Source organism: Ruegeria haliotis, assembly GCF_013377785.1.
GTDB classification, from domain to species: domain Bacteria; phylum Pseudomonadota; class Alphaproteobacteria; order Rhodobacterales; family Rhodobacteraceae; genus Ruegeria; species Ruegeria haliotis.
In genome coordinates this window covers 565,327-592,007 of the sequence record NZ_JABXWT010000001.1, presented here as the reverse complement: position 1 = coordinate 592,007, position 26,681 = coordinate 565,327, and the positions used below count along the sequence as shown (strand labels likewise).

Annotated in this window: 25 protein-coding genes; 17 read left to right on the top strand and 8 right to left on the bottom strand. The window is 58.5% G+C overall.

Annotated elements, in window-relative coordinates; translation table 11 throughout:
• Positions 1 to 96: 96 nt before the first annotated feature.
• Positions 97 to 789: a Crp/Fnr family transcriptional regulator gene (locus tag HW561_RS02950; RefSeq protein ID WP_176861721.1), complete on the bottom strand. Its 693-nt coding sequence runs from the start codon at positions 787 to 789 to the stop codon at positions 97 to 99.
• Positions 790 to 971: 182 nt separating this feature from the next.
• Between HW561_RS02950 and hemA the strand changes: the two genes are divergently transcribed.
• Positions 972 to 2,195, top strand: coding sequence for a 5-aminolevulinate synthase (gene hemA, locus HW561_RS02945; RefSeq protein WP_176861720.1), 1,224 nt, complete (start codon positions 972 to 974; stop codon positions 2,193 to 2,195).
• Between the two features lie 89 nt (positions 2,196 to 2,284).
• On the opposite strand, the gene HW561_RS02940 is transcribed toward hemA, so the two are convergent.
• The 6 genes from HW561_RS02940 to HW561_RS02915 are packed head-to-tail and all read right to left on the bottom strand — an operon-like array spanning position 2,285 to position 7,705.
• The gene (locus tag HW561_RS02940) at positions 2,285 to 2,560 is read right to left on the bottom strand and encodes a nitric oxide reductase F protein (protein ID WP_176861719.1); all 276 of its coding nucleotides are present in this window, start codon (positions 2,558 to 2,560) and stop codon (positions 2,285 to 2,287) included.
• Between the two features lie 5 nt (positions 2,561 to 2,565).
• A complete protein-coding gene (locus HW561_RS02935; protein WP_235962758.1) occupies positions 2,566 to 3,129 on the bottom strand; it encodes a cytochrome c oxidase subunit 3 in 564 nt (187 codons plus the stop codon).
• Complete coding sequence (locus HW561_RS02930; RefSeq protein ID WP_176861718.1) at positions 3,126 to 5,048, bottom strand: nitric oxide reductase activation protein NorD; 1,923 nt, start codon at positions 5,046 to 5,048, stop codon at positions 3,126 to 3,128. The genes HW561_RS02935 and HW561_RS02930 overlap by 4 nt, the downstream gene beginning before the upstream one ends.
• A 9-nt stretch (positions 5,049 to 5,057) precedes the next feature.
• Positions 5,058 to 5,873 carry a CbbQ/NirQ/NorQ/GpvN family protein gene (locus HW561_RS02925; protein WP_408015359.1) on the bottom strand — a complete coding sequence of 272 codons (816 nt, stop codon included), beginning with the start codon at positions 5,871 to 5,873 and terminating at the stop codon, positions 5,058 to 5,060.
• A complete protein-coding gene (locus HW561_RS02920; protein WP_176861716.1) occupies positions 5,873 to 7,240 on the bottom strand; it encodes a cbb3-type cytochrome c oxidase subunit I in 1,368 nt (455 codons plus the stop codon). The genes HW561_RS02925 and HW561_RS02920 overlap by 1 nt, the downstream gene beginning before the upstream one ends.
• A 15-nt stretch (positions 7,241 to 7,255) precedes the next feature.
• Positions 7,256 to 7,705 (bottom strand): c-type cytochrome, encoded by a 450-nt coding sequence (locus HW561_RS02915; protein ID WP_176861715.1) that lies wholly within the window; start codon positions 7,703 to 7,705, stop codon positions 7,256 to 7,258.
• Between the two features lie 347 nt (positions 7,706 to 8,052).
• Between HW561_RS02915 and HW561_RS23835 the strand changes: the two genes are divergently transcribed.
• Complete coding sequence (locus HW561_RS23835) at positions 8,053 to 9,159, top strand: Hint domain-containing protein (RefSeq protein WP_235962757.1); 1,107 nt, start codon at positions 8,053 to 8,055, stop codon at positions 9,157 to 9,159.
• Here HW561_RS23835 and HW561_RS02905 read toward each other — a convergent pair.
• Positions 9,156 to 10,349 (bottom strand): NnrS family protein, encoded by a 1,194-nt coding sequence (locus HW561_RS02905; RefSeq protein ID WP_176861714.1) that lies wholly within the window; start codon positions 10,347 to 10,349, stop codon positions 9,156 to 9,158. The two genes, HW561_RS23835 and HW561_RS02905, sit on opposite strands and share 4 nt — an antisense overlap.
• A gap of 243 nt (positions 10,350 to 10,592) precedes the next feature.
• Between HW561_RS02905 and HW561_RS02900 the strand changes: the two genes are divergently transcribed.
• The 15 genes from HW561_RS02900 to nosZ all read left to right on the top strand — a co-directional run bounded on the left by HW561_RS02900 (position 10,593) and on the right by nosZ (position 26,678).
• Positions 10,593 to 12,269: a cytochrome D1 domain-containing protein gene (locus tag HW561_RS02900; protein WP_176861713.1), complete on the top strand. Its 1,677-nt coding sequence runs from the start codon at positions 10,593 to 10,595 to the stop codon at positions 12,267 to 12,269.
• 124 nt (positions 12,270 to 12,393) lie between these two features.
• Positions 12,394 to 14,178, top strand: coding sequence for a NapC/NirT family cytochrome c (locus HW561_RS02895; protein ID WP_176861712.1), 1,785 nt, complete (start codon positions 12,394 to 12,396; stop codon positions 14,176 to 14,178).
• Positions 14,179 to 14,233: 55 nt separating this feature from the next.
• The gene (locus HW561_RS02890; protein WP_176861711.1) at positions 14,234 to 14,647 is read left to right on the top strand and encodes a cupredoxin domain-containing protein; all 414 of its coding nucleotides are present in this window, start codon (positions 14,234 to 14,236) and stop codon (positions 14,645 to 14,647) included.
• A gap of 213 nt (positions 14,648 to 14,860) precedes the next feature.
• On the top strand, positions 14,861 to 15,628 hold the full coding sequence (cobA, locus tag HW561_RS02885; RefSeq protein WP_176861710.1) for a uroporphyrinogen-III C-methyltransferase: 768 nt from the start codon (positions 14,861 to 14,863) through the stop codon (positions 15,626 to 15,628).
• Positions 15,621 to 16,007, top strand: coding sequence for a c-type cytochrome (locus HW561_RS02880; protein ID WP_328803233.1), 387 nt, complete (start codon positions 15,621 to 15,623; stop codon positions 16,005 to 16,007). Before cobA ends, HW561_RS02880 begins: the two co-directional genes overlap by 8 nt.
• Positions 16,004 to 17,149 (top strand): cytochrome D1 domain-containing protein, encoded by a 1,146-nt coding sequence (locus HW561_RS02875; protein WP_176861709.1) that lies wholly within the window; start codon positions 16,004 to 16,006, stop codon positions 17,147 to 17,149. The genes HW561_RS02880 and HW561_RS02875 overlap by 4 nt, the downstream gene beginning before the upstream one ends.
• A 4-nt stretch (positions 17,150 to 17,153) precedes the next feature.
• Positions 17,154 to 18,143 (top strand): siroheme decarboxylase subunit beta, encoded by a 990-nt coding sequence (ahbB, locus tag HW561_RS02870; RefSeq protein WP_176861708.1) that lies wholly within the window; start codon positions 17,154 to 17,156, stop codon positions 18,141 to 18,143.
• Positions 18,140 to 18,589 carry an Lrp/AsnC family transcriptional regulator gene (locus tag HW561_RS02865; protein ID WP_176861707.1) on the top strand — a complete coding sequence of 150 codons (450 nt, stop codon included), beginning with the start codon at positions 18,140 to 18,142 and terminating at the stop codon, positions 18,587 to 18,589. Before ahbB (HW561_RS02870) ends, HW561_RS02865 begins: the two co-directional genes overlap by 4 nt.
• Complete coding sequence (gene ahbB / locus HW561_RS02860) at positions 18,586 to 19,068, top strand: siroheme decarboxylase subunit beta (RefSeq protein WP_176861706.1); 483 nt, start codon at positions 18,586 to 18,588, stop codon at positions 19,066 to 19,068. Before HW561_RS02865 ends, ahbB (HW561_RS02860) begins: the two co-directional genes overlap by 4 nt.
• 5 nt (positions 19,069 to 19,073) lie before the next feature.
• Positions 19,074 to 20,288 (top strand): heme d1 biosynthesis radical SAM protein NirJ, encoded by a 1,215-nt coding sequence (gene nirJ / locus HW561_RS02855; RefSeq protein ID WP_176861705.1) that lies wholly within the window; start codon positions 19,074 to 19,076, stop codon positions 20,286 to 20,288.
• Positions 20,263 to 21,816: a nitrite reductase gene (locus HW561_RS02850; RefSeq protein ID WP_176861704.1), complete on the top strand. Its 1,554-nt coding sequence runs from the start codon at positions 20,263 to 20,265 to the stop codon at positions 21,814 to 21,816. Before nirJ ends, HW561_RS02850 begins: the two co-directional genes overlap by 26 nt.
• The gene (locus tag HW561_RS02845) at positions 21,773 to 22,036 is read left to right on the top strand and encodes a hypothetical protein (protein ID WP_176861703.1); all 264 of its coding nucleotides are present in this window, start codon (positions 21,773 to 21,775) and stop codon (positions 22,034 to 22,036) included. The genes HW561_RS02850 and HW561_RS02845 overlap by 44 nt, the downstream gene beginning before the upstream one ends.
• Before the next feature lie 89 nt (positions 22,037 to 22,125).
• Entirely contained in the window at positions 22,126 to 22,590 is a 465-nt protein-coding gene (locus tag HW561_RS02840; RefSeq protein ID WP_211198493.1) for a DUF2946 family protein, read from the top strand.
• A complete protein-coding gene (locus tag HW561_RS02835; RefSeq protein WP_176861702.1) occupies positions 22,581 to 24,758 on the top strand; it encodes a NosR/NirI family protein in 2,178 nt (725 codons plus the stop codon). The genes HW561_RS02840 and HW561_RS02835 overlap by 10 nt, the downstream gene beginning before the upstream one ends.
• A 12-nt stretch (positions 24,759 to 24,770) precedes the next feature.
• On the top strand, positions 24,771 to 26,678 hold the full coding sequence (gene nosZ / locus HW561_RS02830; protein WP_176861701.1) for a TAT-dependent nitrous-oxide reductase: 1,908 nt from the start codon (positions 24,771 to 24,773) through the stop codon (positions 26,676 to 26,678).
• The last annotated feature ends 3 nt before the right edge of the window (positions 26,679 to 26,681 follow it).

Sequence of the window (26,681 nt, the reverse complement as noted above, 5' to 3'; positions counted from 1 at the left end):
CTGGCTGGCCATGGTTTCGCCCGCGTTCTAATGAGACCGAACAGTAACGGGAGATCCGTCAACCGGCACGTTCAGGTATACCATCTTGCCCTTCACTTAGGTTTCCGTCGGATCGCTTACGGAATAATCCCGCAGAACCGATATGTCCGAAATTTCGGCATGATTGCGATTGATCTTCACACCGATCGGTTTGAGGCGTGTGAAGGCACGGCTCAGGCTTTCGGGTTTCATCCCCAAACGCCCGGCGATCAGCATCTTGTCATAAGGCAGCACCACCTCGCAGTCGCCAGCCTCACAATCACACAGATTAAGCAGGAATTCCGCAACCCGCTGCGCACCGGTCTGCGCCTTGAGCTGTTCCAGCTGCGCCACCAAAGAATGCAGGTGGGTGAACGTGGCTGCCAGGATCGAAATGCCAATCTCGGGATCTTCCTTCATCAACGAAATCAGAACCGGTATCGGGATATGCATCACCTCGCATGGGGATACCGCTTCGGCCGAGACGGGATAAGGCACGTTGCGCAAGGCCACAGCCTCACCAAAGCTTTCGCCGCGGGTAAAGACGCTGACGACGGCCTCGGATCCGTTTGGCGACATGCGGAACAGCTTGACCCAACCCGCGAGAACGACGTGAACAGCCTGTGCTTTTTCCTCTTGCAGGAATATCGTCTCGCCGCGTTCGTATACCCGCCAGATCGCGTGGCTCAGCAATGTACCTACATGCTGCTCTGGCAAGCTCTTGAGCAGCAAAGACTGCCGCGCAATCGATTTTTGTACTTCATGTGCCAAAAAGGCATCCCCTCTGCCCGTCGGCCTGTAAATCCGACAAATCCATCCCAAACTATAGCTATGCCAAAGCGCCCCGGCGCGCACCAGCCTTTTCCCGCACCGCAACTTGACTATTGTCATGTCGCACCAGGTCACCACAGCCTAATCTAGCCGCAGAGCCAGTATTCCGGGGAGTACACGTGATGGACTACGAGCGACATTTCACCCAGAGCCTTGATGCACTGCGGGAAGAGGGAAACTACCGCGTTTTCATCGATCTGCAAAGACGCTGCGGTTCTTTCCCGAATGCACGCCAAACCGATGGGCCGACACAACGAGATGTCAGGATCTGGTGTTCCAATGACTACCTCGGCATGGGTCAGCACCCTGCGGTCATCGGCGCCATGCATGATGCGCTGGACCGCTGTGGCGCAGGGGCCGGAGGTACACGCAACATTTCCGGCACCACACATGATCACGTGCTGCTGGAAACCGAACTGGCCGATTTGCATGGAAAAGAGACGGCGTTGCTGTTCACCTCTGGTTATGTGTCGAACTGGGCTGCATTGGGCACCCTTGCCGGCAAGATCCCCGGGCTGATCGTTTTCTCGGACGCATTGAACCATGCGTCAATGATCGAAGGCATCCGCCATTCTCGGGCTCAAAAGGTCATCTGGAAACACAATGATCTGGAAGACCTCGAAGCAAAACTGGCGGCCGCTGATCCAGACGCGCCCAAGATGATCGCCTTTGAATCTGTCTATTCGATGGATGGCGACATCGCCCCGATCAAAGAGATTTGCGATCTGGCCGACAAATACGGCGCCATGACTTATCTGGACGAGGTGCACGCCGTTGGCCTTTACGGTCCACGCGGTGGAGGTATTGCAGAACGCGAAGGCCTGATGGATCGATTGACTGTCATTGAAGGCACGCTGGGCAAAGCGTTCGGCGTTGTCGGGGGTTACATCGCCGCCTCGGCCGCGCTGTGCGATTTCGTGCGCAGCTTTGCCAGCGGGTTCATCTTTACCACTGCTCTGCCCCCAGCGATTGCCGCCGGTGCTGCCGCATCAATCCAGCATCTGAAGCAGTCGAATATCGAACGCGACACTCAGAAGGCTCGCGTGGCGCAAGTCCGCGCCCGGTTGGACGCCGAAGGCATCCCGCACTTGCCCAACCCCAGCCACATCATACCGGTGATGGTAGGTGATCCGGTCAAATGCAAGTTCATCTCGGACACGCTGCTGGAAGAATTCGGCATCTATATCCAGCCAATCAACTACCCCACCGTTCCCAAAGGCACTGAGCGTTTGCGCATTACCCCCTCACCCGTCCACACGGATGCAGACATTGATCATCTGGTCGGTGCGTTGTCTGCCTTGTGGCAGCGCTGTCAGATCGCCCGGATGCCGATGGCCGCACAATAACGACCCCCAATTGCAAGCCCTGAACTTAAAAACCGCCGCATTTTTCGCGGCGGTCTTTTTTTGACGGTGCACAAGTATTTTTTGTAACGTCAGATCAGGTAGAGGCCAAAAACAAGCACTGAGAATCCAGTGAGAACGATGGTAAAACCACGCAGCCAGGCCGGGCTTTGGGCCAGTCCCAGATAGCGTGACAAAATCACACGCGACTTGACGAGCGCCAGAAACATAATGCCACCACCGCCAACTGCGGACGGAACGGGCAGCATAGTCAACACGGCTGACGCAAAGCTGAAGGCCAGCAGAATAAGCCACGCAAATACAAGTCGTTCAGATGATATGTTAAACGAATGTGGATCAGGCCTCATGTCTATCACCCTAGCAGATAGATCACTGGAAACAGCATGATCCAGACCAGATCAACCATGTGCCAGAACTGTGCGCCCGCTTCGATGTTACGGGGATCATCGCGCCAGGCGACCAGTAGCAAGATACCGACACCAGCCAAAACATGGGCGGCGTGAAACCCGGTTAGCAGATAGTAAAACATAAAAAACGGATGGGTTTCATAGGTGATGCCCTGCCCCAGCTTGCCCGCATATTCGGTTCCCTTGATGATCAGGAACACGACACCCAACAGCGCAGCGCCGATCAGCGCCAGCCGTGCTGCCCCACGTCGGGCCGCTTGACGCCAGTGCAGTGCCTGAGCTGCCAGATATCCAGACGAGACCAGCACGGCAGTATTGAACGCGGCGCCTGTTCTATAGAGATGGGATTGCGCCTCGGCAAAACCGGTTGGATCGGTCAGGCGCACAGCCATGAATGCGATGAGGCCTGCGCCGAATACCAGCAACTCGCTGATAATCAGCACCCACATCATCAATTCGCCGGGAAGCTCGTCGACAAGACTTCCGGGCTGTACACCACCGTCGCTCATGCTCCGACCAGTTGGCGATAGATCTGTGGCAGAGCCATGGTCAGGCGGTGTGGGTCCGGGATGACCGCGAAACCACCCTGCCCGAACATGCGCGGAAACCAACTTTTGCCTGTTTTGTCGATGGTGACGCCAAAAACCGACTGCCCGGCGCGGCGGGCTTCGCGGACGGCCATGCAGGTGTCCTCGATTCCATGACGACCTTCGTAGTGGTCCAGATCGTTGGGCTTGCCATCGGTGATGACCAAAAGCAGGCGACGTTTACGGGTTTGAGCCGCCAAATCAGCCGAGCAATGCCGGATCGCCGCTCCAAGGCGGGTATAGTGCCCGGGGCGCAGCGAGGCGATGCGTTGTTCGACCAATGTCCCCATCGGTTCGTCGAAGCGTTTGCAACGCTGGATATAGACCCGCTGGCGTTTCAACGAACTGAATGCGTGGATGGCAAAGTCGTCGCCACAGGCGTTCAGACCCCAGGCCAACGCGGCCAGCGCCTCGCGTTCAATGTCGATCACGGCCCGGCCGGTTACTGCGCTTTCGGTCGAACGGCTGACGTCGAGCAAGATTGATACAGCCAGATCGCGCGCTTCGGGTCTGGATTGCATCCAGATACGCTCATTGCTTACACCACTGGCCTGTCTGTCGGTTTCGGCACGCACTGCGGCCTCGATATCCAGTTGATCGCCGTCCAGATGGCCCCGGGTCATGACGCGACCCGGGCGCAACGCTTCGAACTGGCGTTTGACGGCGCGAATGCGGCGGGCAGTCGCGGGATCTTTGCCAAACTCAGCGGCGTCTTCGCGGATATCAGCATCCGAGGTCAGGACGTTGACGTGATCGGGCAAGTAAGCACCCGTGCGCACGTCCCACTCGGGATAGAGAATGCGGCCCGACAAACGTTCGCGGTTCACATCCTCTGGCGCGAGATCGAGGTGAAGCTTCAGTTTGGTTGGCGGAGCCTTGGAGATCTGACCCAACCCGATCTCGTCCTGATCATCAGCCGCTTTTTTGGCATTGTCCGGGTCGTCATCGTCTACGCGGCGATTAAGATTCAGGAACTCTGCCCAGCTGAGGATGGCCTCGAATTTATGCAGGATCAGGCTGTCCTGACGCTCGGCCTGATCGGACTTGCGACGGCGGGCGCGGTGGGTTTTCTCACTCGATTCTTCGGGCGGGCCTTCGGTGTCGCGGCTTTCGACCTCGTGGTGCTCCGAAAACCCTACAGCGCGCAGTTCCGGCCACAGGGGAACCGGGCGGAAATGCTGATAGTCGCGTGGCGCGATAAGGTCAGCGTCCAATTCCTGCAGCTGCAAAGCCTTCGGGGAAAGCGGTTCGGGATCGCCCAGCATGCGACGCACCAGTTCTTCCACCGCAGCCTCGACAGGTGGCAGATTCGTGATATTGCGCTGATGCAGCAAACCTTTGCACAACTCAGCATAGAGCGGGCGCAGGCCGGGGGCATCATTCAGCGTAGCTGCGACCATATCTTGTGCGGCGGACAAAGCGCGCAGATCAGCGCGTAAAGGATCATCCTCGTCAGTCCGCGTTCCCGCATGGGCGGCGGCCGCGGCCAGCCAGACATATAGCGCGCCGTTGGCCTCGCGCGAGGGGAATACCGCCAACCGATCTGGCAGGCGCAGAATTTCACCGTCAAACGAAGCGCGCGGCAGCAATTCTGCCTCGGTCGCCAGACGGCGGCGCCAGCTCAGGCGGTGGCGTGAAATCTCGGGTGAGACCGGGCGCAATTCAACACCCGGGCTACCCCCAAGTCCTCGGAAAAGGACTGCCAGCCGCCCTGCGACCTCAGAAAGGTCGACCGCGGCTCCAACATGCACCTCAGGTGCATCAAGGCGACTGGCAAGGGTGTGCCACAGTTTCCCGATCGTTTCTTCGGGCTCCCATGGCTCAAAATCGATCTTGACCATTGGCCGGCCTCACCCAAAGACAGCCGTGACAAGATCGAGGAGCCCGCGTTTGACGTCCTCATCATCAGTCAGAGGTTCAATCATTGCGGCAAGAATGGCGCGGTCGGTGGACATGCCTTGTGCGATCAGCGTCGCGGCATAGACAACCAGACGGGTGGAAACGCCTTCTTCCAGATCCTGCCCCTTGAGGCCGCGCAGCTTACCTGCCAGCCGAACCAATGGCTTGCAGCGTTCCAGCGGCAAACCGCTCTCCTGTGCGACAACCTGCGCCTCCATCTCGGGCGCCGGGAAATCGAATTCCACCGAAATAAAGCGTTGCCGGGTCGAGGGTTTCAGGGTTTTCAGGATATTTTGATAGCCAGGGTTGTACGAGGCCACCAGCATGAAGCCGGGCGCGGCTTCCAGCTCTTCGCCGGTGCGATCAATTGGCAGCATACGGCGGTCATCAGTCAACGGGTGCAGCACGACGGTGACGTCTTTGCGGGCCTCGACCACCTCATCAAGGTAACAGATCGCACCTTCGCGCACTGCGCGGGTCAGCGGGCCATCAACCCAGATGGTCTCTCCACCTTTCAACAGGTAGCGACCGATAAGATCGGCGGCGGCCAGATCGTCGTGGCAGGCCACGGTATAAAGCGGGCGGCCAAGACTGGCGGCCATGTGGGCCACAAAGCGGGTCTTGCCGCAGCCTGTCGGTCCTTTCAACAGGACCGGCAGATTGTTGGTATAGGCCGCGGCGAACACTTCGCATTCGTCGCTTTGAGCCAGGTAGAAGGGGGCGTCAGCCGCCCCCGTTCCCAGTTTAACAGAGCCATCCATATGCATCACTCCGCGGGTGTTTCGGCAGCGCCGGGTTCAATGATCTCTTTCCGGGGAACCCAGATCGCGTAGATGAACAACAGCGCACCAAGGACCACGACCAGACCAGCACCAAGACGCATCCAGTAGAAGATGGCGATCTGGTCCTGCACATCCATGAAGTAGTCACCGACCACACGTTGCATGTGCGTTTGTACGGTACCGGCAAAGGTCAGCACGAAGGTCATGAAGACCATGCCGCTGGTCATCAGCCAGAAGCTGCCCATGTTCAGAACCTGATTATAGGGATCGCGGTTCTTGAGGATCGGCATCGCATAGCTGAAGATCGCGCAGTTCAGAGCAACATAAGCACCGTAGAAAGCCAGGTGACCGTGGGCCGCAGTGATCTGTGTGCCGTGGGTGTAGTAGTTCACCCCGTGCAGTGTATGCAGGAAGCCCCAGACGCCAGCGCCAAAGAAGGCAAGCGTGGCACAACCCAGCGACCACAACAGCGCGGCTTTGTTGGGATGGTCACGACGGCCCTTCCAGACCATGACGAAGGCAAAGGCCATCATCGCGAAGAATGGGATTACCTCAAGCGCCGAGAAGATCGAGCCGATCCACTGCCAGTAACCGGGGCTACCGATCCAGTAGTAGTGGTGTCCGGTGCCGAGGATGCCCGAGAACAGGGCGGCGGCAACGATGACGTACAGCCATTTTTCGACAATCTCGCGGTCAACACCCGTCAGCTTGAGCATCAGGTAAGCGAGGATTGACGCCATGATCAGTTCCCACACACCTTCGACCCACAGGTGGACAACATACCACCAGTATTGCTTGTCGAGGCTCAGGTTGCCCGGATTGTAGAAGGCAAACAAGAACAGCAGCGCCAGACCCCAAAGGCCCAGAAGCAGGATGTTGGTGATCGCGGTTTTCTTACCCTTCAGAACGGTCATCGACACGTTGTAAAGGAAGATCAGCGCGGCCACGACGATACCTGCTTTGACCCACTTGGGTTGCTCAAGGAACTCGCGCCCCTCTTTGCCCAGCAGCCAGTTGCCTTCGAACAGGTTGAAGACATAGGTCAAAACCACGCCCAGCGTCCCGACCACAAGGATCAGCAGTTGCAGATAGGCCAGCTTGGTCGAGTGGATCTCACGCTCAGCTTCTTCCGGGATAAGGAAGTACGCCGCACCGAAGAAGCCCAGGATCAACCAGACGATCAGCGAGTTGGTGTGCAGCATCCGCACGATATTGAACGGCAGCAGCTCGCTCAGAAAGTTGGGCGATACATAGATCAGGCCGGCCAGTAGACCGCCGATGACCTGAATCGCGAACAGGCCCATTGCTACGGCAAAGTAGGCGTAGGCCACTTTTTGGGATTCGTATTTCATTGTCTTGTTCCCTTCTCAGCCCGCGTCGTTCGGCGGCCAGCCCTGAGCGTCGATATTGTCCGTCCAGATCAGGAAGTTGCTCAGATCGCGGATCTCTTCATCGCTGAGGTTGAATTGCGGCATCTGCCGACGACCGGGAATGCCGGTAGGCTGCGCCTCCATCCAGCCCTTGAGGACCTCAAAGGCCGATTCCGGGTCATCCAGAACATCCCACCGGGTCATCACATTACCGACTTCGGGGGCAAAGTATGCCCCTTCACCCAGAATAGTGTGACAATTGATACAGGCGTGTTTTTCCCAGACGTGTTTGCCCCGCACCACGCTGTCGTCAAGTTTAGCCGAGTTCTCGGAATTGACGATGTAGTAGTGGGAATGGGCCGACAGGGCCAGAAATATTAAAATGAAGAACAGTGATCCGCCATAGAATATATTGCGGGCCATGCTCTTTGTCATGACGTCTCGCATTGCGCTCTCCTTTGCGCCGCTTTGCTGGTGGGAACACCATGGCTGGCGGGCCTTGGTGTTGCCTTAACGAAAGTCAAGACCAGCGCCAGGAAATCATGAGTACGGCAAATGACCGGAACCGTGGATCTTACCTAAAGGATGAGAAGACACGGACGATCCCGGCTCAAATCAGTTCATTATTTAATCAATTTCGGTTTTATTTCCCCAAATGGTCGTTAAAATGTCAAATATGAGTGATTTTATTCAGGAATATCTGACAAAGTCCAAAAGAGGATAGTTGCCCTGAACGCTGCAAACAGCTTTCGTCAGCGGCACAATGTAACAAGTTAAGACTGGCAGGCTAGATTATGGCGAATTACTCTTATATTGGCTACGCGCCCGGTGTCATATCGGTCAATTTTGTTGGACCGGATACGGTAACCTTAAGCACCGGGTATGACCCGGACACCGACCGCCGCGTCTTTAATGTAGAAGACGCAGCAGGCGGCACCATTCTAAATGGTGGCTCCGGCCTGCCTGATACCGGAACGGTGTTCAACGGCGATAGGTACAACAACGAAAACGGCGACGATGCGACGCAAACGGGTGTTGTGACCAATCTCGACGGCACGACAACATTCTCCACAGGCAATATCTATCTTGAAGAGTCCTACGAGCTCACCAAGCCCGGTGGCGGAACGATCGATGTGTTCCGTGTCGAGGTAGACGGCACTTTGGTGGGGTACATCACCTCAGAGCCTCTGGTCCCCGGCACCACCTATTCGATGCAGGTGTCCAATGTCACGCCAACCAATGCGCCGGACACTACGGACCCCGGGGCCATTGTCGATGTGCCCTGTTTCACGGCTGGCACATGGGTTTTGACACCTTCTGGCCAGAAACCGATCGAGAATCTGTCCGCCGGAGATGAAGTCATCACTGCGGATCACGGACCACAGCGCATCCGCTGGATTGGTGCGCGCCGGTTGGAACGCAACGAGTTGGAGGCAAAGCCGCAACTGCGACCTATCCGGATCAAGGCCGGTGCGCTTGGAAGCGCCCTACCTGAACGCGATCTGCTGGTTTCGCCGCAACACAGGATGCTGGTACATTCGCCGATCGCTGTGCGCATGTTCGATGCCGCAGAGGTGTTGGTGCCCGCACACATGCTGATTGACGTGCCAGGCATCGCCATGGAAGACGCAACCGAATCGCTCACCTATTATCATGTGCTGTTTGACCGGCACGAGATCATTTTCGCCGAAGGTGCCCCGTCCGAAAGCCTGTTCACTGGACCACAAGCGATAAGCAGTCTGCCACCCGCTGCACGTGCTGAAATTTTTGAGTTGTTTCCGTCTCTTGAACGACCGGACCACGCGCCCGATTCGGCCCGCCAGATTCCAGCCAGGGGTCGGCAGATCCGCAACATGATTGATCGTCACATCAAAAATGACCGCCCCCTGATCAATCGCTAACCGCGCGCCGCACGCGGGCCGGTCAGCGCAGACCACATCGCAATCAGATACAGTCCCAGCGCACAGATCCACAGCCCGTCTGCGACCAGCATCGCGGTCATGTATTCCGTTCCAAGCCCCGTACCCAACCATCTGATCAGCGCGGCGACCGCGATTGCGCCATAGGCCACAACCGCGGGTTTGGGGGCCACCAGCTCGCGCCCGCTATGACCAAGTCCAGCACGGGTCATGACCGCCAGCGTCATCCCACCAACACAACCGATACCAAGAACGTGCAGGGCACCGATTTCGCTCCCGTATCCCAGCACCGCGAGACCCCACAAAATCAGACCGAAGCACAGCATTCCAAGTGCCAGATGCAGTGCAAACAAAAGCGGCTGACGAAAGGCCCAGCCCCCGCGCCATTGCGACAGTCGGACCGCCTGCGCAACGCCCAATGCCAAAGCCAACACTCCGGTCAGCACGCTGTCTGTAGAAAACAACGTCACAAGTGGCAGCAGTAAGGCCAGCACGAGGCTGCTCCGTTCGAGCATTGTGTGACTGACAGGCCATGCTGCTTCGGTCACACCTGCGCGTTTCATCGCGTTGCGCGTAAACGCAGGTGTGATACGCCCGCCCAGTATGGCGATCATCCCACACAGGGTCAGAAGGCCTGCTCGCAAACCGGCCTGCAGCGTATCGTCAGTCACTGCGGTCCATTCAAGGTGCATCATCAGGTTGGCAACCCAGATCAGACTAAGCAAGATCAGGAAGACCATGTTCTGCGGTTTCGGGCGGCGGATCAACTGGGTCGCAATCTTTGCCGCCAGAATCGGTACGAAAGCCAGGTCAAGCCCCGCGACCAACCACGGCGACAAGGATGCCGAAAACCACATTGCACTCCGTCCGACCAGCCACAGCCCTGCCGCCAAAGCGATAAAGCGCGCGCGCGCATCCGGGGTACCGGTCCAGTTCGGCACCGCCGTCAAAAAGAACCCGCCTAACGCCGCTGTGGCGTAGCCGAATATCATCTCGTGGCCGTGCCACATGGAGGGTGCCATGGAATAGGTCGTATCCTGATAGGGAATCGCACCGGTTTGCATTATCAACCACAGCCCCCAGGCTCCGCCAGCGAACAGGCCGTACAGCCCGGCGAACAGGAAAAAGACCCGGAACCCTTCGCCCAGAACGCGCGTGATGATTGTCGACATGCCTGCTCTCCTTGGCCTTCTGAACTGCCTCCTCAAGGCCTAGCAGCAGGCGCCTGCCGCCCACTTAACCAAAATCAAAAGACATTAAAATATGACCCTAAAACACAGATTTTAACGGCATTTATTTGCCCGATATGGCCTTTCTTTGCCGCTTTCAACCTTTCCCGTTGACTTTGGTCAAGGAGCGCTAAGTCGCCCTGCTTCAATCTCCGCCCTGCCTCACCACGCAAATGGAGAGTGATCATGTCACTTGGAATCAGCTACAACAAAACTGGCCGCGCCTTTGGGGTCGGTTTGGCAATGCTGCTGGGCAGCGTCGCTGCACCAGCCTTCGCCGAAGAGCCAACATTAAGCGACGAAGCTTTTGAATCGTCCAAACAGCTCTATTTCGAACAATGCGCAGGCTGCCACGGCGTTCTGCGCAAAGGCGCCACAGGTAAAAACCTTGAGCCTCATTGGAAAAAAACCGCAGCCGACGGCACCGAAACCGAAGGTGGTACCCTTAAGCTGGGTCAGGAGCGCCTTGAGAAAATCATCGCCTGGGGAACCGAGGGCGGTATGAACAACTTCTCGGATATTATGTCCGAGCAGGAAATCAAGGATATGGCGACCTATATTCAGATGGAGGCCCCCAAGCCGCCTGAGATGTCGCTGGCGCAGATGAAAGAGACCCGCAAGGTCTATGTCGAAGAAGCCGACTACCCGACCGAGCCTCTGCATGGCCGCAACTGGGAAAACTTCTTTGTCGTCATCGAACGTGACGCCGGTAAAGTGGCCATCGTTGACGGCGACACCAAAGAGGTCCTGACGCACATTCCGACAGGGTACGCGGTGCACGTGATCAAAGCGTCCGAGCACCACAAGGTGACCGAGCCGGAAGAACCCGGTCGTTTCTGGTACACCATGGGCCGCGACGGCAAGATGACCAAGATCGACCTCTGGCAGACGCCGGACAAGATGTTGGTTTCCGAAGTCAAAGTTGCCTATGACGCACGCGACGTGGCCGTATCCGGCGACGGCAAGTATATCATTGGTGGTGGTTACTGGCCTCCGCACTTCGTGATTTCCGATGCCGTCACCATGGAGCCCCTCAAGGTGGTTTCGACCCGCGGCGTGAATGTCGACGGCGACTATGTCGAAGAGGCTCGCGTGGCCGCCATCTACACCACTCCGAACGAAACCAGCTGGCTGGTTGCCGTGAAAGAGCTGGGTCAGATGTGGCAGGTGGACTACTCGGATCTCGACAACCTGCGCATCGACAAGATCGACAGTGCCAAGTTCCTGCACGATGGGTTCTTTGATCCGACAGGTCGGTACTTCCAGATCGCTGCAAACGCATCGAACAAGATGGTTGTTGTCGACACCAAAGAGCGCAAGCTTGAGGCCATGATCGACGTTGCCGCCCTGCCGCACCCCGGCCCCGGCGCCAACTGGGTTGATCCCAATTGTGGTCCGGTTGCTGGCACAACCCACCTTGGCGTTGGCACTGTGACTGTCTGGGGCAACGACCCGGAAAATCGTCCCGAGGATGCCTGGAAGACCTGCTACGAAGTCGAAACCGACGGCCCCGGCCTGTTTGTCCGTACACACCCGAATTCCAAGTATGTATGGGCCGACCAGACCAAACATCCCGAGCCTGAGATTCAGCAATCGGTACAAGTCATCTCGAAAGAGACCGGCGAGATCGTGAAAACGATCCAGTTGACCGAGCAGGAAGGGCACGCTGCCGTTCACTTCGAGTTCAACGCCGACGGTACAGAAGTCTGGGTATCCAACTGGAACCTCTCGGACTCGCTGGAACCCAACGGTGAGATCGTGATCTACGACGCCGAGACGCTTGAGGAAATCGGCCGTGTCAAAGGGCTGTATGCTCCGACCGGGAAGTTCAACGTCTACAACCGGTCGAACCACGTCACCTGACGGGTTCGCGACCAAAACCGGAAAGGGCGGGCCCCTCGCCCGCCCTTTCTTCGTTTGACCAAACAGCCAAACTCACCGGCCTGCCACACAAGGCCAGACAAGACAGCCAAAACGGAGCCCGGATATGACCTCGGAACCGGAAAAGAAAAAACCGATCTGGCGCCGGTATTTCCTATGGGGAATGCCGGTGGCCGGGATTGCCGTGGCCTTCGCCGCCGGCATCATCTTCTGGGGCGGGTTCAACACCGCCATGGAAGCCACCAACACCAAGGATTTCTGCATCTCGTGCCACGAAATGCGCGATTTCGTCTATGAGGAATACACAGGTACGATCCATGACGTGAACCGCTCGGGCGTCGGCGCGGTCTGTTCCGACTGCCACGTGCCCAAGGACTGGACCCATAAGATGATCCGCAAGATCAAGGCGTCCAAGGAACTGTATGGCAAGTTAGTCGGCACCATCAACACGCCCGAAAAATTCGAGGCCAAGCGCATCCATCTGGCGATGAACGAGTGGGAGCGGATGAAGGCCACCGACTCGCGCGAATGCCGCAACTGCCACGATTTCGAGTCGATGATGCCCGAGTTTCAAAGACCGCGTGCGCGTCAACAGCACATGAACGCGATGGAGACGGGTCAAACTTGCATCGATTGCCACAAAGGCATCGCACATTCCAACATCCGCGATCGGGCAACCGACGAGTATCTGGAAGAGCTTGAGGCCCCGAACCCGGCCTTTATCCGCCAGATCCCGCCAGAGTACATGGCGAGCCTTGAACGGATCGAAGCCAAGGAAGCTGCCGAGGCCGATGCAGAAAAAGCCGCCAGAACAGCCCAGCAAGAGGCCGTGCAGGCCCAGATCGCTGCGGCAGTTGATGCGGCCGTGGCCGAAGAACGCGCCAACGCCAGTGGCGAGGCCTCCGCTGCACCTTCGGGTGGTGGCAGTGATGTCGGTGCGGATATCGACTGGAATGCAGTGGCCAGTGCGGATCTGAAACTGTTCTACCCCGGTCAAGCCTCGTTTGAATGGGTGCAAAACGGCAAATTCCACGGCGGCGCCCGTCCGTTGACCAAGGGTGGCGATCAATGCACAACCTGTCACGCAAAGGAATTGGACACGATCGGCAACAAGATCGTTGCAGGTGGTGAGCTGGAACCAACCCCGATCCCCGGAAAACGCGGTGTGATCGACGCCACCATTCAAGCGGCGCATGACGACGAAAATCTGTACATCCGTCTGCAATGGCCGGATGCGGGCCACAACCCCGCCCCGTTTGTCGACGGTGGCAAGATGGACCCCGACAACCAGATCAAGGTCGCTATGATGATCACCGGCACCGGGATCGAGCTGGGTGATCAGGTCGGCTGCTGGGCCTCGTGCCACGCGGACAACACCTATATGCCCTTCGCGCCCGAGGCAGATGCGATCGCAGCCAATGGCGACATCGCAGGCCGCATGACTGCACAGGACACTGTGAGCAAATACATCAGCGAAAGCCGGACCGAGGTCGAGGTCAAAGGCCGCCGGGGCAAAGCTCTGGGTGGTTGGGACAAACTGGAGGCCGAAGCTCAGATCGAGCAGTATCTGGCTGATGGTACGTTCCTTGACCTGATGCGTGTCTACGCCGATGGCAGCGCTTCCAACGGCTATCTGCTAGAGCAGCGCGTGGTCAATGACGGTGAAATCGCCGCCTCAGCCAACCTGTCCGGTGGCATGTGGACCGTGGTCTTTACCCGCCCGCTGAACTCTGGCGCGCCGGGTGACGTCCCACTGGAGCCAGGTCAGACTTACACGGTCGGTTTTGCGATCCACGACGACTTTGCCGCCGCTCGGTTCCACCATGTGACGCTGAACACCAGCCTGGCGCTGGATGACGACACAGCCGCCGTCAACGTGGTGAAACAGTAACGGATGGGGGCCGGATGATCCGGCCCCTGACCCTCTTGGAAAGGAGACATGGACCATGAACCCCCAACGCCTTCTTCCCGCAGCCCTGCTGCTGTTCGCGGCCACGCCCGTCCTGGCCGTCGACGACGAAGCCTCCGCCATCTGCGCCGAAGCCGAAGAGCGGTATGTCGAGCTGTACAATCAGCCCTCATCTGCCGTCGAAGATGCCGAAGTGGTGCTGATGTACAAATACAACTTCTGCCCCGCCCAACTTACAGTGACAGCGGGCACCACGGTCCGGTGGGTGAACGTGGATAAACGCACCAGCCACAGCGTATTGCTCAAAGACGGCAGCGAACCCGAGAGCGACAGGCTGTTCCCCGAGGAAGAAGTCGACATGACCTTCCTTATACCCGGCCCGCAGGACTATCTGTGCGGACCGCATTGGGAGACACAGAACATGATCGGAATGATCACAGTCGAACCCTGAGCCGAGGCAGACATACAGGCAAGATCTAAGGAGCGCGGGCGCAAATCCCGCGCTCCTTAACTTATGTCAAGGAGGTTGGTTTACGATTGCACCAATCTGCCCGCATGACACGCCCGGTTTACCTAGCAACGTCCCGACTTCCCACCGGATTCGAGCGTGGGGCCTGCCGGAAAACACGGGTTCCGAAGACATTCAGAACAAGCGAGTTTACTCATGAGCGGTAAGGTTTTTCTGATCGGTGCCGGGCCAGGTGACCCCGAGTTGATGACCCTGCGCGCCCTGCGGATGCTGCAGGAAGCCGACGTGGTGGTCTATGACCGGCTGGTCTCGGCCGAGGTCCTTTCCCAGCACAGCGAAGGTGCGCGATTGATCCCCGTGGGCAAGGCCCCGAAGTGCCACACAGTCCCTCAGGACCGCATCAACGAAATTCTGCTGGAAGAAGCCGATGCCGGCCACACTGTCGCCCGTCTGAAAGGCGGCGATCCGATGATTTTTGGCCGCGGCTCGGAAGAGGCTGCGTATCTTATGGCCAATGACATCGCCGTCGAATACGCCCCGGGTATCACAGCGGCTCAGGGGGCGTCTTGTTCGACCGGTGTTCCGCTGACCCATCGCGGGCTGGCGACCTCGGTCCAGTATGTCACTGGCCACCGTCAGGCCGACAAGGTTCTGGATCTCGACTGGAAACGTCTAGCTGATCCTGAATCCACGCTCGTCGTCTATATGGGCGTCGCCAATATCGGCCAGATCGCCATGGGCTTGATGACCGAAAACTTGCCCGGTTCAACCCCTGTTATGGCCGTTGGCAGCGCGACCACTCCAGAGGAACGCCGCCTCGTATCCCGGCTTGACCAAATCGCCTCGGATGTGCGCAAAGCAGATCTTGAAGCGCCCACATTGTTCATCATCGGTCAGGTCGTTTCACTCTATGCCGAACAGCCCATGGCCGAACTCTTTGAACAGGCTCAGGCCCATGGCTAGTCTTGTTCACGGACAGCAGCTTGGACTGCGCCAGGCCACTTCTGATGACGGCGTTGCGCGGACCGGCTGGGTCGCGCGGGCTGTTCTGACATCGGCGGTAGTTCTGGCCACATCAGCGTTCGCTGCCGAAACGCTGGATCCCAACGCTTTGAAACGTCTCGTGCATCAGGATTGCGGTTCTTGCCATGGTCTATCGCTGAAAGGTGGCCTCGGTCCTGACCTGCGGACAGAAACTCTTGAACACTACGAAGCGGACGTCCTGACCGGCGTGATCCTTGATGGCATCCCCGATACCGCGATGCCCCCATGGCGCCCCCTGATCAGTCAGGAAGAGGCCGAATGGATCGCCCGCTATCTTCTGGAACCGGAGGCACAATGAAACATCTCGTCCTTGGCCTTGTAGCCACCTTGATGATGACAGCGGCAAACGCTGAACCAACTGCAACCGGCGATCTGGGGCTGGTGATCGAACGGGCCAAGGGCTCGGTCCTGCTGATCGACCAATCTGACCGCGCGGCGCTGGCGCGGATCGAAGGCTTGGGTGATTTGTCCCATGCCTCGCTGGTCTATTCGCCGGACGAACGCTTTGCCTATGTGTTCGGACGTGATGGTGGTTTGACCAAGGTCGACATCGTAACGCGTCAGATCGAGAACCGCGTCGTGCAGGCGGGCAATGCCATCGGCGGCGCAATTTCGGATGACGGTACATTGGTGGCCGTATCGAATTATGAACCCGGCGGCGTGCGCGTCTTTGATGCTGACACGCTGGAGATGGTTTCTGATATCCCCACAGGCAGCAAGACCATTGGACTTGTCGATGCGCCGGGCCGCCGCTTTGTCTTCACCATGTGGGACACCGGCGAGACATGGATCGCCGATTTCGCTCAGGGCACGCCCGCGATCACCAAAATCACCGACATGGGCAAAAACCCATATGACGCACTAATCACCGCCAATGGGCGCACCTATATCACCGGGCTGTTCGGCGAGGATGGGTTGACGGCGCTGGATCTGTGGTCCGAGACGCCCGAACCAATCCGTGTGCTCCCGAATTACGGCCGCGGACAAGAGGAAATGCCGGTCTACAAAATGCCTCATCTGGAAGGCTGGGCGCTAACGGGCAGCGACTTCGTCCTGCCCGCTGTGGGCCACCACGAGGTTCTGTGGATTGATGCAGATACCCTATCTGAAACCGGGCGAACCAAGACGCACGGCCAGCCAGTCTTTGCCATGGCGCGGCCCGACGGGCGACAGGTCTGGGTCAATTTCGCCCATCCCCTGAACGACACCATTCAAGTGATCGATTCAGTCAGTAAAGAAATCATCCACGAATTCAAACCCGGCCCCGCCGTGCTGCATATGGAGTTCACGCCGCGCGGGCACGAGGTCTGGATCAGTGTGCGCGATGCCAACAAAGTCATGATCTACGACACGCAAACATTTGAAAAACTGCGTGAAATCGATGCGGACAGCCCGTCGGGAATCTTTTTCACAGCTCGCGCGCACAAGACGGGGCTTTGAGACGATGGAGCACATCACTGACCCGATTGACTGCCGCCTGTTGGACGAGTTCCAGCGCGACTTTCCCATAACCGAACGCCCGTTTCAGGTGCTGGCTTACGTGCTGGGTCTGGAAGAGGCCGAGGTGATCGACCGCCTCAACCGAATGCGCGCCACCGGACGGATCACGCGAGTTGGCGCCACCATCGCGCCGGGTGCGGTTTCAGCCAGCACTCTGGCCGCCGTTTCCGCCCCCGAGGAACAGCTGGAAGAGATTGCCGCCCAGATCGACATGGAACCGGGCGTGAACCACAATTATCAGCGCGAGGATGACTGGAATCTCTGGTTCGTCGCCACCGGACCGGACCGGGCACATGTCAACGACACACTGGCGCGGATCAGTCGTCGAACCGGGCTGCGCGTGCTGGACCTGCGGTTGGTACGTCCGTTCAACGTGGATCTGGGTTTTCGAATGGCCGTTGGCAGACCATCTGTCCCTTCTCCGCGCCGCGTTGATCGAACCGTGATGCAAGAAGGCGACCGCACGCTGTTGCAGGCGCTCAGTACGGGCTTGCCTCTTGTTGCCGACCCTTTCACCGCGCTGGCCCAGTCTTTGGACCAGAGCGTAGATATGTTGTTGGGACGTATTCAAGTGCTGCATGACGCTGGCATTATCTCGCGTCTGGGTGTGATCGTGCGCCACCGGGCGCTGGGGTGGTCGGCCAATGCGATGGTCGTCTGGGACCTGCCGTCGGAACAGATCGACCGCGCTGGCCCGACCCTTGCCGCCCATCCCGGCGTAACGCTGTGTTACGAGCGGCGCCCGGTTCAAGACGTCTGGCCCTATCGCCTTTACTCCATGATCCACGCCCGCTCGCGCCCCGAAGCCCGTGAGGTTCTGGCCGGGGCAACCGAGCTGCCAGAGCTTGCGGGTGCACACCACAAGGTGCTGTTCTCGACTCGCTGCTTCAAGCAGACCGGCGCGCTGATCCAACCCAAAGAGGTGGCCGCATGACCCTGGACGCAACCGACCGCGCCATTTTGAACCGAATGCAGGATGACCTGCCGTTGACCCCCCACCCTTATGCCGCCGTGGCCGAAGAATTGGGACTGGCCGAGGCCGATCTTCTGGCTCGACTGACGCGAATGAAACAGGATCGCGTGATCACCCGTTTCGGCCCGTTCTTCGACGCCACCGCCATGGGGGGGGCGTTCTGTCTGTGCGCCATGGCGGTGCCGGTGGACGAATTTGAAACCGTCCTGACCAAAGTCAATGCACATCCGGAGGTGGCGCATAATTATGAACGTACGCACCGGTTGAACATGTGGTTCGTTCTGGCCACCGAAACCCCCGAGGGGATCGAGGCCACTGCCGATGCCATCGAGCGGGAAACGGGGATCGCAGTTCTCCGGTTTCCCAAATTGCAGGAATTTTTCATCGGCTTCCGGGTGGCAGCATGATCGACGCAACAGACAGACAGATCATCGAGGCGCTTCAGGGCGGACTGCCTCTTGTGCCCGCCCCCTATGCCCAAGTCGCCGATGGTCTGGGCTTGGACGAAGATGCGCTTCTGTACCGTTTGGCCGAGATGAAGGCGCGGGGCGTGATCCGACGCATCGCCGCCGCGCCGAACCACTATAAACTGGGCATGACCTCGAACGGGATGACAGTCTGGGATGTGGACGATGATCGCATCACCGAACTGGGCGCCCAGATCGGCGCCCTGCCCTTTGTCACCCATTGCTATGAACGTCCCCGCGCCCTGCCCGACTGGCCTTACAACTTGTTCGCCATGGTCCATGGTGCAGACGGCGTCGAGGTCGAAGAAAAGCGCGCCGAAATCAGCGTCATTCTGGGCGACGCCTGCCGGGCGAGAGACATTCTTTATTCCACACGCATCCTGAAGAAAACCGGGTTGCGCCTGAAAACGAAAGGCTGAGATCCATGTTCCGCCTGACCGAATATATGCACCAGCTGGTCAAACCGACCCCGGTACGCAAACGCCGTCCCGGCGCGGTGAAACCTGTGGTGATCTGGAACCTGACGCGGCGCTGCAACCTGAAATGCCGCCATTGCTACACCGTCTCGGCGGATGTGGCATTCCCGGGTGAGCTCAGTCACGAGCAAGCCATGGTAACCCTTGAGGATCTGGGCCATTTTCGCGTCCCGGCCCTGATCCTCTCGGGTGGGGAACCGTTGGACCGGTTTGATTTCTTCGACATCGCCAAACGTGCCCGCGATCTGGTGCCGATGCTGGCGCTGTCGACCAACGGTACTCGGATTTATGACGAGACAGCGGATATGATCGCCGATGTTGGCTTTAACTATGTCGGCATCTCTCTGGACGGGATCGGAGCAACAAACGACTGGTTCCGGGGCGTCGAGGGAGCGTTTGCCGACGCCCTGCGCGGCGTGCGCGAATGCAAGAAGCGTGGCATCAAGGTTGGCCTGCGCTTTTGCCTGACCGAGGGCACCCAGCATCACCTGCCCGACCTTCTGCAACTGTGCGATGACGAGGGCGTGGACAAGTTCTATCTGTCTCATCTGGTCTATGCCGGGCGCGGTGACAAAAACCGGGGCGAGGATGCGGAACATCTACGAACCCGCAAAGGTCTGGACCTGCTGTTGGAGCGCGCGTGGGAGGCCGCCTCGGGCGGGCGTCCTTTGGATGTTGTAACCGGCAACAATGATGCGGATGCGGGGTATTTCCTGAACTGGGTGCACGCGAATTTCGATGCCGAAAAAGAGGCGCATGTGCGAGAACACCTGGCTCGGTGGGGTGGCAACTCAAGCGGTCTCGGCGTTGCCAATATCGACAATCTGGGCCGGGTTCACCCGGATACCTACTGGTCCGACTACACGGTTGGCAATGTGAAGACCAAGCCGTTTTCAGAACTCTGGGCCAGCGGTGATCCGATGCTGGCCATGCTGCGCACCCGCCCGCGCCCGCTGAAAGGGCGTTGTGGTGCTTGCCAATTGAAGGACGTCTGCGGTGGCAACACCCGTATCCGAGCCCTGCAAGTAACCGGAGATCCCTGGGCTGAAGATCCGGCCTGCTATCTGTCAAACGAAGAAATCGGCGTGAATGACGCGGGCGAGCGCCTTCAGGTCACACCTTTCCGGGGGAAACGTCATGATCCGGCGCACCAGTTCTTTTAAGACCATCTCGATAGGCACGCTCTGCTCTTTTCTGCTAGCTGGAACTGCCTGGGCCGACGCAGTAGCGGATTACAAGGAACACTGCGCCTCATGTCACGGCGAAGACCGTCTGGGCGGCGTCGGCCCGGCACTCATCCCAGAGACACTGAAACGGATGCGTGGGCCGCGTGTGGCCTCGGTGATTGCCGAGGGGCGCGGCGCAACGCAGATGCCTGCCTTTTCACGTGAATTGGATGCCCTACAGATCGAAGAACTGGCGGGCTGGCTAAAATCGCCTTTGGAAACCAATCCCGTATGGGGCGAGGCAGAGATCATGGCCAGCCGCACGTTGGACGAAGACTATGCGTCGGTCGACGCGCCCATATGGTCCAGCGACCCGATGAACATCACACTGGTGGTGGAAACCGGCGATCACCATGTCAGCGTTCTGGACGGCGACACGTTCGAGGTCTTGGACCGGTTCGAAACCCCTTTTGCCGTGCATGGCGGACCGAAATTCAGCCCCGACGGACGCTATGTCTTCATCATGTCCCGCGATGGTTGGGTGCAGAAGTATGACATCTGGGCATTGAAGCAGGTGGGCCGGGTGCGGGCAGGCGTCAATAGCCGCAACATCGCCATGTCGGGCGATGGTAAATGGGTGGCCATTGCCAATTATCTGCCCAACAGCCTGACACTGCTGTCCACGGATGATCTGTCGGTGGCTAAGGTCATCGACATCAAAAGCAAAAAGGGCAAACCCAGTCGGGTGTCCGCCGTCTATCAAGCCCCCCCGCGCGAGAGTTTCGTTTTGGCCCTGAAAGACGTGCCTGAAATCTGGGAGGTCTTCTATGGTGACAACCCGCCGCAATCCGGTTTGGGTCATGATTTCCGCATCGAAGGACAATTCAAGAACCCCGACCCCTTTCCGGTACGCAAGATCACCACACCTGACTATCTGGACGATTTCTTTTTCGACCAGAGCTATGAGTACGTCATGGGCGCGTCCCGTGATGGCAAAGGCGGTCAGGTGATCGATCTTGTCATTGGTCAAAAGGTCGCCGATCTGGATCTGCCGGGCATGCCGCATCTGGGCTCGGGCATCACGTGGAAGCATGGCGACACGACCGTTATGGCCACGCCGCACCTGACCGATGGTACGGTGTCGGTGATCGACATGGAAAGCTGGGAAACAGTCAAACGGATCAAAACCGAAGGGCCCGGGTTCTTCATGCGCAGCCATGAGAATTCGCCTTATGTCTGGGCCGATGTGTTCTTTGGCCCCAACAAGGATGCCATGCATGTGATCGACAAGAATACACTGGAGATCGTCAAAACACTGCGCCCCGCCCCCGGCAAGACGGTGGCACATGTTGAATTCACCAAGGATGGCAGCCACGCACTGGTGTCGATCTGGGAGGATGACGGCGCGGTGATCGTCTATGATGCACAGACGCTGGAAGAGGTTCGGCGGCTGCCAATGCGTAAACCTTCAGGGAAATACAATGTCTGGAACAAGATCACCTTCTCGGAAGGCACCAGCCACTGACGGGAAATGGCCAGTCTGGAAACTGGCCATTTTGCTGTACCCGGCGACGGCTCTGACCGTGGCCATCAACCTGTTTCTGGCCGGGCTGATCGCGCATAGCGCCGGGTTCGGTGTAATCGGTCCTGTCACTGCAATCCTGTGGTCAGTCCCCCTTGGTATTCCTGCGTCGTGGCTGGTGGGGCGATGGGTTCGCGGGCTGATGGATGAGGCCGGCGGGTAGCTGTCAATTTTGCGAAACCTGACCTAAGTCAAGTCTGCATCGGAAAGAACACTCTAAGACTCAGGAAAGACTGCCGAGTTGGATTCTCCATGCCTGCCTCTTGCCATCTGCACACCTTTCCTGCCCGCGCGTTTCGCGCGGCTTGTGGTGTGGCAGGCATTTTCCTTCTGTTGTTGCAAATGCTTGGCCCGGCGCTGGCGAGTCCCGGGGAAAGCATGTGGGTGGAGATCTGCTCGGAGGCAGGCGCGGTTTGGGTCGAGGTCGACCTTGAAGAGGGCACCGATGATCCAACTGCGCCTTGCCCGAAATGTGCCGACTGCGCCCTTTGTGCGGTAACCGGGACGGCCCCGCTGCCTGACCTGCCGGAAATGGCGCGGGTGGGATATGTACAATACGTACGTAACCAAACCAGGGATTTGTACTATTCGTACAACTCGGACTGGCTGTGGCCCGCAACCCGCGGACCCCCGTTCGCGCCCCAAGATAGAACCGAACGCGCCCCGCGCGCGTCCATGGCGGTAACCCCATTTATCGGAGGTGCGCCATGGTCGTAAGTCGCGCGATCCAATTCCTGCTGGCCTTCACTCTGTCCTGTCTAATGGCGATCAACGCCCAGGCAGACAGCCTTGCCAGCTTCCTTCCTGACCTTGATCCAGCCGACCTTACCCCTGGTGCCGATGCCTTCGGCCCCGTGCGCGAAGACGTAAAGGTCGCCCCCGTCCTCAAGGGCGGAGAGACCGTGGCCTGGGCTTTCCTGACCTCTGATTTTGTCGGCACCACCGGGTACTCTGGCAAACCCATCCACGTGGTCGCGGCCATCGACGATGACGCGGTTCTGACCGGTGTCCAACTGGTCAAACACTCGGAACCTATTGTTCTGATCGGCATCCCCAATTCACGCATGATCGAACTAACCGAAGGTTACACCGGTCTCGACCTCAAACGTGAGGCCGAAACGGGGGGTGAGGGGCATGACCTCGACATCATCTCGGGCGCCACTGTGACCATCATGGTGATCGACGACAGCCTTGTGCGCGGCGGCATCAAGGTGTCGCGGGCGTTGGGTCTGGGTGGATTGTCACCGTTGCAGGCTGATGGGCCAAAACGCGAGCTCGATATGGCGCAGGGCGCCGTATACGACTGGGCAACTCTGTCAGGTGACGGTTCGGTCCGACGATTGACGCTGGACATAGGACAGGTCAACGCCGCCTTCGAGGCCACCGGTGATCAACGCGCCATCAAACGCCCCGAGCCAGGGGAACCGGATGATACGTTCATCGACATGCATATGGCATTGGTGTCCGTGCCGTCGATCGGCAAGTCCCTGTTGGGTGAGGCCGAATATCAGAACCTGACGGATTGGCTGGAAGACGGTGAACAGGCCCTGCTGGTGCTGGGACGCGGGGCATACAGCTTCAAGGGGTCAGGTTATGTACGCGGCGGGATATTCGACCGGATTCAGTTGATCCAAGGCGACAACTCGGTGCGGTTTTTCGACAAACAACAACGGCGATTGGGCAGTGTTGCAGCCCCTGATGCGCCAAGCTTCACCGAGTTGGACATCTTCAAAATCCCCGCCGATGCCGAATTTGATCCCGCCGAACCTTTCCGCCTGCAATTGCTGGTGCAACGGGCCGTGGGTGCGGTTGAAAAAACCTTTCTGACCTTCGATGTGGGTTACAAGCTGCCAGCACAATACCTACTGCCCGTTACCGCCCCTTCCGTTGTCGACGATGCGACCGGAGAGGCCGCCGCCAAGGCCGCCCTGTGGAAACGCATCTGGAAAGACCGCACGGTCGAGATCGCCGGTCTGGGTGCCATGCTGTTGGTGCTGTCCGCGACGTTCTTCTTCCAGTTCCATGCCACGATGAATGCGCGGTTCTTCTACTGGTTCCGCATCGGCTATCTGACCATGACCCTGTTCTTCATCGGCTGGTACGCCAATGCGCAGCTGAGCGTGGTGAACCTGATGGCACTGGCAGGCAGCTTGCGCACCGGGTTCAGTTGGGATGCCTTCCTGTTGGATCCGTTGGTCTTCATCCAATGGTTCGCCGTCGCCGCCGCCCTGCTGTTCTGGGGTCGTGGCGCCTATTGCGGCTGGTTGTGCCCGTTTGGCGCCTTGCAGGAGCTGACCAACAAGATCGCGCGCGCGCTGAAAGTGCCGCAATGGACCCTGCCCTGGGGCCTGAACGAGCGGCTGTGGCCTGCGAAATACATGATCTTCCTTGGTCTCTTCGGCCTCAGCTTTGTGTCGATCCCGCTGGCCGAGAAATATGCCGAGATCGAGCCGTTCAAGACCGCGATCATTCTGAAATTCATGCGCGACTGGCCCTTTGTGGTCTTTGCGCTGCTCTTGCTGGGGATCGGGCTGTTCATCGAACGGTTCTATTGCCGCTATCTTTGCCCGCTGGGCGGAGCGCTGGCGATCCCGGCCCGGATGCGCATGTTTGACTGGCTGCGCCGCTACAAGGATTGCGGCACCCCCTGTCAGACCTGCGCCAACGAATGCCCCGTTCAGGCGATCCACCCCACCGGTGAGATAAACCCAAACGAGTGCGTCACCTGCCTGCATTGTCAGGTGCTCTACCAGTCCGAGGACAAATGTCCCGTCGTTATCCGCCAGTTGAAACGGCGGGCCAAGACAGGGTCGGTCGATCTGAAGACCCCTCTCGGACAACCACCGGCGAACCATCCGAACGCCAAACCGCAATCCGTTTCCTAAAGGAGAAACATCATGTCGGAACATGACAAGAAACTGAACGTCACACGCCGTGGCATGCTGGGTGCAACCGCAACCGGCGCTGTGCTGGCCGGGACCGGTCTGGGTTCAACCCTGATGACCGCAAAGGAAGCCAGCGCTGCCGCCAATGCCAATCTGGAGCCCGGTGAGCTGGACGAATACTATGGCTTCTGGTCCTCGGGTCAGACCGGCGAATTGCGCATTCTGGGCTTCCCGTCCATGCGCGAACTGATGCGGATTCCGGTGTTCAACCGCTGCTCGGCCACCGGTTGGGGCCAGACCAATGAATCGCTGAAGATCATGACCGATGGTCTGCTGCCTGAAACCAAGGAATTCCTCGCCAAGCGCGGCATGAAAACCTATGATAACGGTGACCTTCACCACCCGCATATGTCGTTCACGGACGGCACCTATGACGGCCGCTATCTGTTCATGAACGACAAGGCCAACACCCGCGTCGCACGCGTGCGTTGCGATGTGATGAAATGCGACAAGATCACCGAGATCCCCAACGCCAAGGCGATCCACGGTCTGCGTCCGCAGAAATTCCCACGCACCGGTTATGTCTTTGCCAATGGTGAGGATGAAACGCCGTTGGTCAATGACGGCACAGTGCTGGACGACCCGTCGCAATACGTGAACATCTTCACCGCGCTGGACGGCGACACCATGGAAGTGGCGTGGCAGGTAATGGTGTCGGGTAACCTCGACAATACTGACTGCGACTATCAGGGCAAATACGCCTATTCGACCTCGTACAACTCGGAAATGGGTATGAACTTGGCCGAGATGACCGAGAACGAACTGGACCATGTCGTTGTCTTCAACCTTGCGGAAATCGAAGCAGGTATCGAGGCCGGTGACTATCAGGAGCTGAAAGGCGTCAAGGTTCTGGACGGGCGTAAGGGTCAGAACAAGAAGTACACCCGTTACATCCCGATCCCGAACTCGCCGCACGGCATCAACACCGCGCCAGACGGCAAACACGTCTGCATCAACGGTAAACTGTCGCCGACCGTGTCGATCATGGACGTCACCAAGCTGGACGCCCTGTTCGAAAGCGATGCTGACCCAAGGTCGTGCATTGTGGGTGAACCGCAGTTGGGTCTTGGCCCGCTTCACACCGCCTATGACGGTCAAGGCAACGCGTTCACCACGCTGTTCCTCGACAGTCAGATCGTAAAGTGGAACATCGACAAGGCTATCGAGGCTTACGGTGGCGCCGATGTGGACCCGATTATCTCGAAGGTCGATGTGCATTATCAACCGGGTCACAACTCGACCACCATGGGTGAAACCAAAGAGGCCGACGGCAAGTGGCTGATTTCGATGAACAAGTTCTCGAAAGACCGGTTCCTGAACACAGGTCCGCTGAAGCCTGAGAACGAGCAGCTGATCGACATCTCGACCAACGAGATGAAGGTGGTTCACGACGGCCCGACCTTCGCCGAGCCGCATGACTCGATCATGGTTCGTCGCGATATCGTCAACCCGGTCAACATCTGGGATCGTAACGATATCACTTGGGAAGACGCCCGCAAACAGGCCGAGGCCGATGGTATTGACCTAGAGGATGGCGCCGAGGAACCGATCCGCGACGGCAACAAGGTGCGGGTCTACATGACATCGCAGGCACCGACCTTCAGCCTTGAGAAGTTCACCGTCAAACAGGGAGACGAGGTGACGGTCTACGTCACCAACCTCGATGACGTGGACGACGTGACCCACGGCTTCTGTCTGGGTAACTACGGCGTTGCGATGGAAGTCGCGCCGCAGGCGACCGCCTCGGTCACCTTTACTGCCGACCGTCCAGGCGTGCACTGGTTCTATTGCCAGTGGTTCTGCCACGCGCTGCACATGGAAATGCGCGGCCGGATGCTGGTCGAGCCGCAGGGAGCATAAGCG

What these genes read in the sequence shown, in the direction of transcription:
- hemA (WP_176861720.1), top strand. Translation starts at nt 972, where the DNA reads ATGGACTACGAGCGACATTTCACCCAGAGCCTTGATGCACTGCGGGAA.
- HW561_RS02940 (WP_176861719.1), bottom strand. Translation starts at nt 2,560, where the DNA reads ATGAGGCCTGATCCACATTCGTTTAACATATCATCTGAACGACTTGTA.
- HW561_RS02935 (WP_235962758.1), bottom strand. Translation starts at nt 3,129, where the DNA reads ATGAGCGACGGTGGTGTACAGCCCGGAAGTCTTGTCGACGAGCTTCCC.
- HW561_RS02930 (WP_176861718.1), bottom strand. Translation starts at nt 5,048, where the DNA reads ATGGTCAAGATCGATTTTGAGCCATGGGAGCCCGAAGAAACGATCGGG.
- HW561_RS02925 (WP_408015359.1), bottom strand. Translation starts at nt 5,873, where the DNA reads ATGCATATGGATGGCTCTGTTAAACTGGGAACGGGGGCGGCTGACGCC.
- HW561_RS02920 (WP_176861716.1), bottom strand. Translation starts at nt 7,240, where the DNA reads ATGAAATACGAATCCCAAAAAGTGGCCTACGCCTACTTTGCCGTAGCA.
- HW561_RS02915 (WP_176861715.1), bottom strand. Translation starts at nt 7,705, where the DNA reads ATGCGAGACGTCATGACAAAGAGCATGGCCCGCAATATATTCTATGGC.
- HW561_RS23835 (WP_235962757.1), top strand. Translation starts at nt 8,053, where the DNA reads ATGGCGAATTACTCTTATATTGGCTACGCGCCCGGTGTCATATCGGTC.
- HW561_RS02905 (WP_176861714.1), bottom strand. Translation starts at nt 10,349, where the DNA reads ATGTCGACAATCATCACGCGCGTTCTGGGCGAAGGGTTCCGGGTCTTT.
- HW561_RS02900 (WP_176861713.1), top strand. Translation starts at nt 10,593, where the DNA reads ATGTCACTTGGAATCAGCTACAACAAAACTGGCCGCGCCTTTGGGGTC.
- HW561_RS02895 (WP_176861712.1), top strand. Translation starts at nt 12,394, where the DNA reads ATGACCTCGGAACCGGAAAAGAAAAAACCGATCTGGCGCCGGTATTTC.
- HW561_RS02890 (WP_176861711.1), top strand. Translation starts at nt 14,234, where the DNA reads ATGAACCCCCAACGCCTTCTTCCCGCAGCCCTGCTGCTGTTCGCGGCC.
- cobA (WP_176861710.1), top strand. Translation starts at nt 14,861, where the DNA reads ATGAGCGGTAAGGTTTTTCTGATCGGTGCCGGGCCAGGTGACCCCGAG.
- HW561_RS02880 (WP_328803233.1), top strand. Translation starts at nt 15,621, where the DNA reads ATGGCTAGTCTTGTTCACGGACAGCAGCTTGGACTGCGCCAGGCCACT.
- HW561_RS02875 (WP_176861709.1), top strand. Translation starts at nt 16,004, where the DNA reads ATGAAACATCTCGTCCTTGGCCTTGTAGCCACCTTGATGATGACAGCG.
- ahbB (WP_176861708.1), top strand. Translation starts at nt 17,154, where the DNA reads ATGGAGCACATCACTGACCCGATTGACTGCCGCCTGTTGGACGAGTTC.
- HW561_RS02865 (WP_176861707.1), top strand. Translation starts at nt 18,140, where the DNA reads ATGACCCTGGACGCAACCGACCGCGCCATTTTGAACCGAATGCAGGAT.
- ahbB (WP_176861706.1), top strand. Translation starts at nt 18,586, where the DNA reads ATGATCGACGCAACAGACAGACAGATCATCGAGGCGCTTCAGGGCGGA.
- nirJ (WP_176861705.1), top strand. Translation starts at nt 19,074, where the DNA reads ATGTTCCGCCTGACCGAATATATGCACCAGCTGGTCAAACCGACCCCG.
- HW561_RS02850 (WP_176861704.1), top strand. Translation starts at nt 20,263, where the DNA reads ATGATCCGGCGCACCAGTTCTTTTAAGACCATCTCGATAGGCACGCTC.
- HW561_RS02845 (WP_176861703.1), top strand. Translation starts at nt 21,773, where the DNA reads ATGTCTGGAACAAGATCACCTTCTCGGAAGGCACCAGCCACTGACGGG.
- HW561_RS02840 (WP_211198493.1), top strand. Translation starts at nt 22,126, where the DNA reads ATGCCTGCCTCTTGCCATCTGCACACCTTTCCTGCCCGCGCGTTTCGC.
- HW561_RS02835 (WP_176861702.1), top strand. Translation starts at nt 22,581, where the DNA reads ATGGTCGTAAGTCGCGCGATCCAATTCCTGCTGGCCTTCACTCTGTCC.
- nosZ (WP_176861701.1), top strand. Translation starts at nt 24,771, where the DNA reads ATGTCGGAACATGACAAGAAACTGAACGTCACACGCCGTGGCATGCTG.